Here is an 11,854-nt window from a genome sequence, read left to right as displayed (position 1 = left end):
GCCGCGGCCTTGGCCGCGATGGCCGCGCCGCGGGCCCCGCCGACGGCGGGCAGGCCCGCGGTACGCGCCGGCGCAGGCTTGCGCTCGACGACGGCGTCCAGGGAGAGGGGAAATTTCGGGCGGCGCGGGGCAGTGCTCATGACGGCCGGGGACTGCGCGTGGAAGGGCTTATGCCAGCCACTGGTTGATCTGCTCGAGCTGACCGCGATGCGTCAGGTCCAGCTGCAAGGGGGTCAGCGAGACGTAGCCTTCGCCGGTGGCGTGGAAATCCGTGCCTTCGCTCGCGTCGCGCGCGTCACCGGCCGGGCCGATCCAGTAGTTGGTATCGCCGCGCGGGTTGACCTGCGTGATCACCGGCTGGGAAGGATGGCGCTTGCCGAGCCGTGTCGCCCGATAGCCCCGGATATGTTCGAACGGCAGGTTGGGAATATTGACGTTGAGCAAGAACGGTTCGGCCGCCGGCTTGGCGATATAGCGCTCGACAATGTCGCGCGCCACGCGCGCCGCCGCGTCAAGCTGCGTCCAGCCTTTGTCCACCTGCGAAAACGCGATCGAGGGAATCCCGAGCAGGAAGCCCTCGATGGCAGCGGCGACGGTGCCCGAGTACAGCACGTCCTCGCCCATGTTCTGGCCCTGGTTGATGCCGGACACCACCAGGTCGGGTTTTTCGTCCAGCAGGCCGGTCAGGGCAATATGCACGCAATCGGTCGGCGTGCCGTTGACGAAGCGAAAACCCTTCTGCACGCCCTCGCTCGCCTCGAAGATCGACAGCGGCCGTTGCAGGGTCAGCGAATTCGAAGCGCCGCTGTGGTTCTGCTCGGGCGCGATCACCGTGATGCGTGCCAGCGGCGCCAGCGCGGCGTGCAGCGCGGCAAGCCCTGGCGCCAGGTAACCGTCATCGTTTGCGAGGAGGATATGCATGGCCGCGATTGTACCCGACAAGGCTGCTGCGCACGCCCTGACCGCGCCGCAAAATCCGCCTCCTGCGCGGCTCGGCGGGGATCTGTGCGGAAGCTAACAGAACGACCGTGCTATTTTTGCGCTACACTTGCCCGGGCCCGTCTGGCGTAATGCGGATACGGCGCCAACGCAACAGGCGCCGGCCCGCGCATCCACCGCGCATGCACCTTTTTGCGCCATCGCCGCCGGGCAACGGACATAACAACCCGTAGAACATATCACCGGAGACATGATGAAAGCCGTACTSTGCAAAGCCTGGGGCCCGCCCGATTCGCTGGTTCTCGAAACCCTGCCCGATCTCGTGCCCGCCCAGGGCGAAGTCGTGATCGACGTCAAGGCGGCCGGCGTGAATTTCCCCGACGTCCTCATCATCCAGAACAAATACCAGGCCAAGCCGCAACTGCCCTTCTCGCCGGGCTCGGAACTGGCGGGCGTGGTCAATGCCGTCGGCGAGGGCGTGACCCACGTCAAGCCGGGCGACAAGGTCATCGCCTACCTGGGCAACGGCGCCTTCGCGTCGCAGGCCAAAGCCCCGGCCAGTGCCGTGGTGCCGATGCCGCCGGGCATCGACTTCGAGACCGCCGCGGCATTCACGCTCACCTACGGCACGTCGCACCACGCCGTGATCGACCGCGGCGAACTGAAGGCGGGACAGACCATGCTGGTGCTCGGCGCGGCCGGCGGCGTGGGCCTGGCTGCCATCGAGATCGGCAAGGCCATCGGCGCGCGCGTGATCGCGGCCGCCTCCACCGATGAAAAGCTGGCGGTGTGCAAGGAGCACGGCGCCGATGCGCTGATCAACTACAGCACCGAAGACCTGCGCGAGCGCGTCAAGGCGCTCACCGACGGCAAGGGCCCCGACGTCGTCTATGACCCGGTCGGCGGCATCTATGCGGAGCCGGCCTTCCGCTCGATCGGCTGGCGCGGCCGCTACCTGGTGGTGGGCTTCGCCAACGGCGAGATCCCCAAGCTGCCGCTGAACCTGGCGCTGCTCAAGGGCGCCTCGCTGGTGGGCGTGTTCTGGGGCGACTTCGCGCGCCGCGAGCCCAAGGCCAACCAGGCCAATATGGCGCAGATGCTGGGCTGGATGAAGGAAGGCAAGATCCGCCCGCACATCTCCGCGCGCTATCCGCTCGAGCAGGCACCGCAGGCGCTCAAGGACATGGAAGCCCGCAAGGTCACCGGCAAGATCGTCATCGTGCCCTGATCATGCCCTGGTCCCGCACGCGGCCACCACTGGCTGCCGTGCGCACTGCGTGAAAGAAAAGAGCGCCTGGGTGCCAACGCACCCGGCGCTCTTTTCATTTCCGCCTGCTTGTTCGCGTAGCCGATGAAGTCGCGCGGGACGCTGGCGTTCTGCCGGCTGCGGGCCGGCATCGTTGCCGCCCTCCAAGTTCTGCCAGTACCACGCGCGGCTACAGGCGCTCGGTCTCGCCCGTGCGCGGCTGCCACTTCATCAGCCGCTTCTCCACGCTGCCCACCAGCGTGTCCAGCACCAGCGCCGCCGCGGTCAGCACCACGATGCCGGCGAACACGGTGTTGATGTCGAAGGTGCCTTCGGCCTGCAGGATCAGATAGCCCACCCCGCGTGCCGAGCCGAGGTATTCGCCCACCACCGCGCCAACGAAGGCCAGGCCCACCGAGGTATGCAGCGAGGAAAAGACCCAGCTGGTCGCGCTGGGCAGGTAGACATGGCGCAGCAGCTGTTGCCGGTTCGCGCCCAGCATGCGCACATTGGCCAGCACCACCGGGCTGACTTCCTTGACACCCTGGTAGACGTTGAAGAACACGATGAAGAACACCAGCGTCACTGCCAGCGCCACCTTGGACCAGATGCCCAGGCCGAACCACACGGCGAAGATCGGTGCCAGGATCACGCGCGGCATCGAGTTCATGGCCTTGATATAGGGATCGAGGATGGCCGAGGTGAGCGGGCTGAGCGCCAGCCACAGGCCCACGCCGAGCCCGGCGGCGGTACCGATGCCGAACGCCAGCAGCGTCTCGATCAGGGTCACGCCGAGGTGGATGTAGATATCGCGCTCGACCACGAACCAGGTCCAGATGCGCTGGGCCACCATCAGCGGTTCACCGAAGAAGAAGGCAACCTGCTGCGAACGCGTGGCGATATGCCAAGCGCCGAGGATCACTACGAGGACGAGCAACTGCCAGAAGCGCAGCATGCCCTTGGAGTCGGGACGGAATGCCATGGGAATGGAATGGAAATCAGTGCGGATTGAATGGGAGAGATGCCTGCGATGCGGCGGCGGCCGTGTCAGGCCACCTTGCGCTGCTGCGCGTAGCCTTTCAGCACCTCTTCGCGCAGCACGTCCCAGATGGCGGCGTGCAGTTCGATGAACCGCGGGTGATTGCGGATCTCGGCCACGTCGCGCGGGCGCGGCAGGTCGATGACGAACTCGCCGATCGGGTGCGTGCCGGGTCCCGCCGACAGCACGACCACGCGATCGCTCATGGCAATGGCTTCATCGAGGTCGTGGGTGATGAACAGCACCGCCTTGCGCTTGGCCGCCCACAGGTCCAGCACCTCGTTCTCCATCAACTGGCGGGTCTGGATGTCGAGCGCGGAAAACGGCTCGTCCATCAGGATGATGTCCGGGTCCAGCACCAGCGTCTGCGCCAGGCTCACGCGCTTGCGCATGCCGCCCGAGAGCTGGTGCGGGTAGCGGTCGCCGAAACCGCCCAGGCCCACGCGGCGCAGCCAGGCCTCGCCCTCCTGCTGCGCCTCGGCGCGCGGCATGCCGCGGAACTCGAGTCCGGCGATCACATTGTCCAGCGCGCTGCGCCACGGCATCAGCGCTTCGGCCTGGAACATATATCCGGCGCGCTCGTTGATGCCGCGCAGCGGCTCGCCGAACACCCGCACTTCGCCAATCGACGGCTGCAGCAGGCCGGCACCGACATTGAGCAAGGTGGACTTGCCGCAGCCGGTCGGGCCCACTACGGAAACGAACTCGCCGGGCTGGATGTCGAGGGTGACGTCCTTGACGGCGGTATAGCGCTGGCTGCGGTCTTCGCGCGAGACGAAGGTGCAGGTGACGTTGTCGAGGGAAAGTGCGGCAGTGCTCATGGCTGGCTCTTGGCGAATCTTTGGCGAATCTTTGGCGAATCCCGGCGATGCGGCACCGTCGATACCGCACGGCGCCTCGGCGCGACTGGAGTACGTGAATCCGTGAAATCGTGCGGCGGGCCTCAGGGCCGCGCAAATGCAAAGGCCCGCTGCGTGCAGCGGGCCACAGGCTCCCGTTGCGCGGGCGAAGCCTTACTTGTACTTGGCGTTGGCCTTCTGCACGAAGCTGTTGGTGAACGTGTTCTCCAGCTTGATGGCCTTGCCCTTCAGGTCCGGGTCGAACTGCTGCAGCGTATTGAGCGCGGTCTTGGGACCATCGGCGGGCATCGTGCCGTCCGGCGAGATCGCTTCCTTGACCTTGTCCCAGGCGGACAGGTACAGCGCGCGGTCGCCCAGCAGGTAGCTCTCCGGCACGGTCTTGACGATGTCGGACGGACCAGCCTTTTGCAGCCACTTGAGCGCACGCACCATGGCGTTGGTCAGGGCCTGCGTGGTGTTCGGGTTCTGCTGGATGAAGGCGCTCGATGCGTAGAGGCAGCCGGACGGCATGTTGCCGCCGAACACCGCCTGGGTGTCCTTGAGCGTGCGGGTATCCGAGGCGATGTGCACTTCGTTCTTCTGCGTCAGCATCGACACCACCGGATCGAGGTTGGCCATCGCGTCGATCTGGCCCGAGCGCATCGCGGCCACCGCGCCGGCGCTGGCGCCRACRCCGATGAAGGACACGTCCGACGCCTTCAGCCCGGCCTTGGCCAGCACGAAATTGGCCATCATGTTGGTGGACGATCCCGGCGCGGTGACGCCGATCTTCTTGCCCTTCAGGTCGGCCACGGACTTGAAGTTGGGCATGGTCTTGTTGGAGACCACCAGCACGATCTGCGGGGCACGGCCCTGCAGCACGAATTCCTGGTACTGCTGGCCCTTGGCCTGCAGGTTGAGGGTGTGCTCGTAGGCGCCGGAAACCACGTCCGCGCTGCCGCCCACCACGGCCTGCAGCGCCTTGGCGCCGCCGGCGAAGTCGACGATGTCGACGTCGAGGCCTTCATCCTTGAAATAGCCGAGACGCTCGGCGATGGTCAGCGGCGAACAGCGCCAGCGCGATCAGCGCCTGCTTCCAGAATTTCTTGTTATACATTGCTCTCTCCTACCTGTTGTACCCGGGGCAACCGTGCCGCGCAGCGGCAAGCTGCGATGCTATCCGATGCGCACCGGGGCCGCATCGGGATCAACACCTATGCCGTGCCCGGTGCCGCTGCGACGGCATCGACGATACAGGGCGAGCCTTTCGGCCGCCTTTCGACCGCCTTTCGACCACAGTCCGGCCCTCGCTCGACCGCCCCACTGCTTCGGGCCGCGCCGGCACGCCGGTTTCCACCTGGCTCACTCGGCGTGGATATCGGCGGACTTGATCACCTTGCCCCAGCGCGCCAGTTCGCCGCGCTGGTAGGTCGCCAGCTGCTGCGGCCCCATGAATTTCGCCTCCGCGCMCAGTTCCTCGGCCTTCTTGCGGAAGGCGTCGGTCTGCATGATGCGCTCGATCTCGCCGGCCAGCTTGTCGATGATCGGCCTGGGCGTGCCGGCCGGCGCGTACATGGCGAACCAGGAAGACACGTCGAGGTCGGGATAGCCGGCCTCGGGCGCGGAAGGCACGTCCTTCAGGCTGGGCAGGCGCTGCTTGCTGGTCACCACCAGCGGGCGCAGCTTGCCGCCCTGGATATGCCCCATCAGCGGCGGCGGCGTGGTGATGGTGAGGTCGACGGAGCCGCCCAGCAGGTCGGTCATGGCCGGGCCCGTGCCCTTGTATGGGACATGGGTGATCTGGATGCCGGCCATCTGGTTCAGCAACTCGGTCGAGACGTGCTGCAGCGAGCCATTGCCCGACGAGGCGTAGTTGAGCTTGTTGGGATTGGCCTTGGCATAGGCCACCAGTTCCTTGAGCGTCTTGACCGGCAGGCTCGGGCGCACCACCAGCACTTGCGGCGCCGACAGGAGATTGGCGACCGGCGCGAAGTCCTTCACCGGGTCCCACGAGGTCTTCGTCAGCAGCGGCGTGATGACCTGGTAGCCGGAGTACTGCACCATCAGGGTGTAGCCGTCCGGCTTGGCGCGCGCCACGGTCTGCGCCGCGATGCCGCCCGAGCCGCCGGGACGGTTGTCCACCACCACCGGCTGGCCGAGCGCCTTGGCCAGCGGCTCGGAAATCATGCGCGCGGCCAGGTCGGTGGTGCCGCCGGCGGCGGCCGACACCACCAGCGTCACGGGCCGCTGCGGCCACGCGCCGTCCTGCGCCGAAGCGGTGGCGCCGGCCAGGCCGGCGACCAGCGCCGCGGCGGCGGCAAGCGCCCTGCGGCGCGCGGGCGATGCAGCGCGCATGGCAGCGGACAGGCTGGACTGCGAGGACTGCGAGGAATGCGAACGTGTGTCGGCGTATGCCGGGATGCGGGGCATGGGTGTCTCCTGCTTGCTGCTCTTTGAGCTTGGTCTTGTCTTGCGCCCGCGCCGGCCCTCGCCGCGCGGTGCGCACCCGCTCTTGCGGGTTTTTTCCAGGGAATGCCTAACGGGTTCCTGCGGGCACGGCTCAGGGCTGCGTGCCGTCCTGCGCGGCAAAATGGCCGGCCAGCCACGCCGGCGGCTGGTGCGTGCGCAGGCGCGGGCCGGCCCGCAGCAGCTGGCTGGCGGTGTCGCGCTGGACCAGCGCCGGCAAGCCCGCCACCACGTCGAGCAGGCGGCCCAGGTCCACGCCGGTGTCCACGCCCATTGCGGCGAACATATGCACCAGCTCCTCGGTGCTGACGTTGCCGCTCGCCCCGGGCGCGTAAGGACAGCCGCCGAGTCCGCCGGCGGCGGCGTCGAAGCGCGTCACGCCCACCTGCCACGCGGCCAGCGCGTTGGCCAGGCCCATGCCGCGCGTGTTGTGAAGATGGATGGTCAGGCCGGTCCGCGGCAGTTCACGCTGGAAGCGTTCGCACAGCGCCGCGACCTGCGTGGGATAGGCCATGCCGGTGGTATCGCACAGCGTGATGCCGCTCGCGCCGGCCTCGGCGAACGACCTGGCGAGCGCCATCACGGCGTCGGCGTCGACCTCGCCCTCGAAGGGGCAGCCGAACACCGTGGACAGCGAGACATTGACCGGCACGCCGGCCTCGCCCGCCGCCGCGGTCATCGCCAGCAACTGCGCCTGCGACTGCGCGCGCGTCATGCGCAGGTTGGCGCGGTTGTGGGTCTCGCTGGCGGACATCACCAGATTGAGCTCGTCGGGCCGGCAAGACAGCGCACGCTCCAGGCCGCGCAGGTTGGGCACCAGCGCGGTATAGCGCACGCCGGCGGCGCGCTGCATGCGGTGCATCACGGCTTCGGCATCGGCCAGCGCGGGAATCGCCTTGGCCGAGGTGAAGGAAGTTGCCTCGATACGGGCAAAGCCACACGCGGACAGCGCATCCAGGAAGGCCACCTTGGCATCGGTCGGCACCACCACCGGCTCGATCTGCAGGCCGTCGCGCGGCGCCACCTCGTTGATCTCGATGCGGGCCGGGCCGCGCAGAGCGGCCGGCGTGGCGAAGGCGGCGGCGCTCATGCCACCACCCCGCGTGCGCGCAGGTCGGCGATGGTGGCGGCGTCGAAGCCGGCCTTCGCCAGCACCGCATCGGTATGCTCGCCCAGCGTGGGCGCGCGGTCGTGGATGGCACCCGGGCTGCCCGACAGCTTGGGCATGATGCCCGGCACCTCCACGGTCAGCCCGCCGGCCGAGGTCACGCTCTCGATCACGCCGCGCGCACGGTAGTGCGGGTCTTCGGCGATGTCCTTGACCGTGTAGATGCGGCCCGAGGGCACTTCGGCCTGCTTGAGCGCGGCCAGCGCATCCTCCACGCTCTGGCTGCGGGTCCAGGCCGCGATGGCCGCATCGATTTCCTCGACGCGCCTGACGCGGCCGTCGTTGCGCTCCAGCGCCGGATCCCCGGCCAGGTCGGCGCGGCCCATGGCATGCATCAGGCGCTTGAAGATGGCGTCGCCGTTGGCGGCGACCAGCACATACTCTCCGCTGGCGCAGGGATAGGCATTGGACGGTGCGATGCCGGGCAAGGCGCCGCCGGCCGGCTGGCGCACCGCGCCAAATGCGGAGTACTCCGGCAGCAGGCTCTCGCTCAGGTTGAACAACGATTCGTAGAGGGCCACGTCGATCACCTGCCCCTGGCCGCCGCGCGCGTCGCGCTCGTACAGCGCCAGCAGCACACCGAGCGCGCCATGCAGGCCGGCGATGGTGTCGCCCAGCGACAGGCCCGCGCGCACCGGGGCGCGGCCGGGCTCGCCGGTCAGGTAGCGCAGGCCGCCCATGGCCTCGGCCACCGCGGCAAAGCCGGGTTCGTCCTTCTTCGGGCCGGTCTGGCCGTAGCCGGAAACCCGCACCATGATCAGGCCGGGATTGTCCGCGCGCAGCGACTCGAAGCCCAGGCCCCACTTTTCCATGGTGCCGGGCCGGAAGTTCTCGATCAGCACGTCGGCCCCGGCCGCCAGCTTGCGCACCACCGCCTGGCCTTCGGCCTGGCGCAGGTCGATGCAGATCGATTGCTTGTTGCGCGACTGTGCCTCCCACCAGACCGACGTCTCGCCATGCAACATGCGCCATTTGCGCAGCGGGTCGCCCTGCCCGGGCGGCTCGACCTTGACCACCTGGGCGCCGAAATCGGCGAGGGTCTTGGCGGCAAAGGGGCCGGCAATCAGTTGTCCGAGTTCCAGGACCCGAATGCCTTCGAGAATCTGTCGCGCCATGTGGAGGGTCTCCGTGCCGTATCGGTTGCTGCGTGCCGGGCATCCTGGCTATCTGCCGGCGCCACGCCTTGTTTCGACGCAGTTTGCCCTAGCCGCGCGCATGGCGGAATCGGCATTCGGAGAAGCGGGTTGTCTTGGAACGCGAAAGCTGTCCGGTCGGGCGCTTGCTCCAGGACGAAGCGAAGCGGGCCTGGCCAGGCGTGCGGCTGCAGACCGTACAAGCCGTGCGGCAAGGCCGCGCAACCACGCCGGGACCGTCTTGAAGCGACCGTTGTCCAGCCGGCTGCTCTCCTCCAGCAGGCGCGCGGCAAGCGACGTCACCTGCGGCAGGCTGACGAAGTCGTATTCGAGGGTATCGGCATAGCGCACCGGCCCGCGCTCCGAGAGCGGATGGTGCGGCGGCGTGACCAGCACCAGTTCGTCCTGGCGGTACTCGACGGTGACCAGGCCGGCGCTGGGCGTGCGGTCGGCAAAGATGCCGACGTCGGCGCGGTTCTCGACCAGCGCAGCCACGATTTCGCTGCTGTTCTGCTCTTCGAGCTCGATGCGGATGGTGGGATGCAGCGCCATGAAGGTCGCCAGGTCATCGGGCAGGAACTGCGTGATGGCCGAGGTATTGGCGCACACGCGCACCTGGCCGCGCACGCCGCTGGCGTAGTCGGACATCACGCCGGCCATGCGCTCCACATCCTGCAGGATGGTGAGCGCGTGATGGAAGCAGGCCTGCCCGGCCTCGGTCAGCTGCACGCCGGCGGCGTGGCGGAAGAACAGCGGCGCGCCGACSGCGGYYTCCAGGTCGGAGATGCGCTTGCTGGCCGCGGCCACGGCCAGGTGGGACTGGCGCGCGCCCGCGGAGATGCTGCCCTGGCGAGCCACAGCGACGAACAGCCCGAGCGTGACGAGGTCGAAGCGAGCAAGGTTCATGCGGTTGCGTTCAGCCCATGGAGGCAGGCACGGCTACACCGAGCGCCGGTCCATCACCGCGCGGGCGATGGTGCCGGCATCGACGTACTCCAGCTCGCCGCCCACCGGCACGCCGCGCGCCAGGCGCGACACCTTGAGTCCGCGCGCCTTCAGCATCTCGCCCACATAGTGCGCGGTGGCTTCGCCCTCGCTGGTGAAATTGGTCGCGACGATGACCTCGGCAACCGGGCCGCCCAGGGCCGGGTCGGTGGCGCGCGCCAGCAGCCGGTCCAGGTGGATCTCGCGCGGGCCGACGCCGTCCAGCGGCGAGAGCCGGCCCATCAGCACGAAGTACTGGCCGCGGTAGGTCAGGGTCTGCTCGATCATGGCCTGGTCGGACGGCGTTTCCACCACGCACAGCAGCGAGGCGTCGCGCCGCTCGTCCAGGCAGGTCGAGCAGATTTCCTGCTCGGTGAAGGTATTGCAGCGCGAGCAATGCTTGATGCCGTCGGCCGCGCCGCGCAGCGCGTCGCCGAGCTTGCGCGCGCCTTCGCGGTCGTGCTGCAGCAGATGGTAGGCCATGCGCTGCGCGGACTTGGGGCCGACGCCGGGCAAGACCCGCAGGGCCTCGATCAGCGCCTGCAGCGAAGTCGGTGGCGCGTTCTTCACGCGGCGCCTCCGTCGGCGGGGCGCCGGTCGGGCGCGGCCATGCTCACCACCGGCGTGTGGTGCAGCACGGTGGGAAACGGCTCGTAGAAATGGTGCAGCAGGGCCTTCCACTGCTGGTATTCGGGAGAGCCGCGGAAACCTTGCGTGTGATCTTCCAGCGTGCGCCAGCGGACCGTCAGCAGGTAGTCGGACGGCTGCTCGATACAGCGATGCAGTTCGAGCCCGAGGAAACCCGGCATGCCCGCGATGATATGGCGTGCGTGCCCGAAGGCCGCCTCGAAGGCGACCTCCTGGCCGGGCCGTACCGGCAGCACTGCGGATTCGAGGATCATGCCTGGCTCCGTTGCGCGCATCAGACTCGGGACGCGGCTCAGAACGGCATCTTGAAGCCCGGCGGCAGCGGCAGGCCAGACGTCATCGATCCCATCTTTTCCTGCGTGGTCGCCTCGGCCTTGCGCACGGCGTCGTTGAAGGCAGCCGCCACCAGGTCTTCCAGCAATTCCTTGTCCTCGCCCTCGGCCAGCAGGCTGGGGTCGATGGAGACGCGCTTGACGTCGTTCTTGCAGGTCATGGTCACCTTGACCAGGCCGGCGCCGGACTGGCCCTCGACCTCGATCAGGGCAAGCTGCTCCTGCATCTTCTTCATGTTTTCCTGCATCTGCTGGGCTTGCTTCATCAGCCCGGCCAGTTGGCCCTTCATCATGGAAAGCTCCTGATTAGCGTGTTGGATGGAAACCACGGGCCGCCGCGCGTCATGGGCGCCGGCGACCCGTCATGGAAGTCGTTCAATCGGTCAGGCCGCCCGCGGCTGGATCGACCCGGGCAGGATATGGCCGCCGAACTCGCGCAGCAAGCCCTGCACAAAGGGATCCCCCTCGATGGTGGCCTCGGCCTCGCGCTGGCGCTCGGCGCGCGCCTGGGCATCCGCCGCCGCCGCCGTATCGGCGACCGCGCCGATCTCGCATTGCACCCGCACCTCGGTACCGAGGTGCTCGCCCAGCGTCTGCTGCAGGCGCTCGACCACGCCGGCCTCGGTGATGGGCGCCACCGGCGCGCGCAGATGGAATGTACGCCCCACCACCTGTACCAGTTCGCTCTGGTAGGCAAGCTGCTGCGCCAGCCCCTTGAGCGACAGGCTGGCGGCCAGCGCCGGCCAGGCGCCGGTGAAGACCGGCGGCGTGCCGTCTTCGCCGGCCACCGGCGGCTTGGGCGGGGTAAGGCGCACGGCTGCGACAGGCTCTGCCGGTGCCGGTGCCGGCGCCTGTGCAGGAGCGGCCTGCACGGCTGGCCGGGCCGGCTCGCGGCGCTGTGGCGCCGGCTGCCGTGCGGGCATGGGTTCGGGATCGCTGCCGTAGGCGTCGCTGCCGTACGGACCAATGACCGGCAGGTCCGGCGGCAGGTCTTCCCACGGCGGCACGTCGCTGCTGCCGGCGAATTCCCACGGCGGGACATCGCCGGACGGGCCAGGAT

Annotated in this window: 12 protein-coding genes and 2 pseudogenes; 1 reads left to right on the top strand and 13 read right to left on the bottom strand. The window is 68.4% G+C overall.

Annotated elements, in window-relative coordinates:
* Together AC1DO7_RS39185 and surE are read right to left on the bottom strand one after the other, a co-directional pair.
* Positions 1–140 (bottom strand): annotated as a pseudogene (locus AC1DO7_RS39185) (protein-L-isoaspartate(D-aspartate) O-methyltransferase); the annotation flags it as partial.
* 28 nt (positions 141–168) lie between these two features.
* Complete coding sequence (gene surE / locus AC1DO7_RS39180; protein WP_441624308.1) at positions 169–921, bottom strand: 5'/3'-nucleotidase SurE; 753 nt, start codon at positions 919–921, stop codon at positions 169–171.
* 271 nt (positions 922–1,192) lie between these two features.
* Here surE and AC1DO7_RS39175 point away from each other — a divergent pair, with 271 nt between their 5' ends.
* On the top strand, positions 1,193–2,167 hold the full coding sequence (locus tag AC1DO7_RS39175) for an NADPH:quinone oxidoreductase family protein (RefSeq protein ID WP_441624312.1): 975 nt from the start codon (positions 1,193–1,195) through the stop codon (positions 2,165–2,167).
* Between the two features lie 208 nt (positions 2,168–2,375).
* Here the strand turns inward: AC1DO7_RS39175 and AC1DO7_RS39170 are convergent, their stop codons facing one another.
* The 11 genes and pseudogenes from AC1DO7_RS39170 to AC1DO7_RS39120 form a co-directional block, all read right to left on the bottom strand.
* On the bottom strand, positions 2,376–3,167 hold the full coding sequence (locus AC1DO7_RS39170; RefSeq protein ID WP_441624306.1) for an ABC transporter permease: 792 nt from the start codon (positions 3,165–3,167) through the stop codon (positions 2,376–2,378).
* A gap of 65 nt (positions 3,168–3,232) precedes the next feature.
* The gene (locus tag AC1DO7_RS39165) at positions 3,233–4,045 is read right to left on the bottom strand and encodes an ABC transporter ATP-binding protein (RefSeq protein ID WP_441624304.1); all 813 of its coding nucleotides are present in this window, start codon (positions 4,043–4,045) and stop codon (positions 3,233–3,235) included.
* Positions 4,046–4,237: 192 nt separating this feature from the next.
* Positions 4,238–5,180: pseudogene (locus AC1DO7_RS39160) on the bottom strand (ABC transporter substrate-binding protein).
* A 245-nt stretch (positions 5,181–5,425) separates the two neighbouring features.
* Positions 5,426–6,418, bottom strand: coding sequence for a Bug family tripartite tricarboxylate transporter substrate binding protein (locus tag AC1DO7_RS39155; RefSeq protein ID WP_477117413.1), 993 nt, complete (start codon positions 6,416–6,418; stop codon positions 5,426–5,428).
* Positions 6,419–6,623: 205 nt separating this feature from the next.
* On the bottom strand, positions 6,624–7,619 hold the full coding sequence (locus AC1DO7_RS39150; protein ID WP_441624300.1) for a hydroxymethylglutaryl-CoA lyase: 996 nt from the start codon (positions 7,617–7,619) through the stop codon (positions 6,624–6,626).
* Positions 7,616–8,812, bottom strand: coding sequence for a CaiB/BaiF CoA transferase family protein (locus AC1DO7_RS39145; RefSeq protein WP_441624298.1), 1,197 nt, complete (start codon positions 8,810–8,812; stop codon positions 7,616–7,618). Before AC1DO7_RS39145 ends, AC1DO7_RS39150 begins: the two co-directional genes overlap by 4 nt.
* Before the next feature lie 48 nt (positions 8,813–8,860).
* Positions 8,861–9,736, bottom strand: a complete 876-nt coding sequence (locus AC1DO7_RS39140; RefSeq protein ID WP_477117412.1) for a LysR family transcriptional regulator — start codon at positions 9,734–9,736, stop codon at positions 8,861–8,863.
* Positions 9,737–9,769: 33 nt separating this feature from the next.
* Entirely contained in the window at positions 9,770–10,384 is a 615-nt protein-coding gene (gene recR, locus AC1DO7_RS39135) for a recombination mediator RecR (protein WP_441624294.1), read from the bottom strand.
* Positions 10,381–10,716, bottom strand: coding sequence for an antibiotic biosynthesis monooxygenase family protein (locus tag AC1DO7_RS39130; protein WP_441624292.1), 336 nt, complete (start codon positions 10,714–10,716; stop codon positions 10,381–10,383). The genes recR and AC1DO7_RS39130 overlap by 4 nt, the downstream gene beginning before the upstream one ends.
* Before the next feature lie 38 nt (positions 10,717–10,754).
* Positions 10,755–11,087 carry a YbaB/EbfC family nucleoid-associated protein gene (locus AC1DO7_RS39125; RefSeq protein ID WP_420998475.1) on the bottom strand — a complete coding sequence of 111 codons (333 nt, stop codon included), beginning with the start codon at positions 11,085–11,087 and terminating at the stop codon, positions 10,755–10,757.
* A 90-nt stretch (positions 11,088–11,177) separates the two neighbouring features.
* Positions 11,178–11,854 (bottom strand): DNA polymerase III subunit gamma/tau C-terminal domain-containing protein (locus AC1DO7_RS39120; RefSeq protein ID WP_477117411.1); only part of this gene is annotated, 677 nt, incomplete at its 5' end.

It is taken from the genome of Cupriavidus sp. 05N40 (assembly GCF_056397305.1).
This window is presented reverse-complemented; position numbering and strand designations above follow the sequence as displayed.

Excerpts from the sequence above, each read along its gene's own strand:
- surE (WP_441624308.1), bottom strand. The coding sequence starts at position 921 with ATGCATATCCTCCTCGCAAACGATGACGGTTACCTGGCGCCAGGGCTT.
- AC1DO7_RS39170 (WP_441624306.1), bottom strand. The coding sequence starts at position 3,167 with ATGGCATTCCGTCCCGACTCCAAGGGCATGCTGCGCTTCTGGCAGTTG.
- AC1DO7_RS39165 (WP_441624304.1), bottom strand. The coding sequence starts at position 4,045 with ATGAGCACTGCCGCACTTTCCCTCGACAACGTCACCTGCACCTTCGTC.
- AC1DO7_RS39150 (WP_441624300.1), bottom strand. The coding sequence starts at position 7,619 with ATGAGCGCCGCCGCCTTCGCCACGCCGGCCGCTCTGCGCGGCCCGGCC.
- AC1DO7_RS39145 (WP_441624298.1), bottom strand. The coding sequence starts at position 8,812 with ATGGCGCGACAGATTCTCGAAGGCATTCGGGTCCTGGAACTCGGACAA.
- AC1DO7_RS39130 (WP_441624292.1), bottom strand. The coding sequence starts at position 10,716 with ATGATCCTCGAATCCGCAGTGCTGCCGGTACGGCCCGGCCAGGAGGTC.
- AC1DO7_RS39125 (WP_420998475.1), bottom strand. The coding sequence starts at position 11,087 with ATGATGAAGGGCCAACTGGCCGGGCTGATGAAGCAAGCCCAGCAGATG.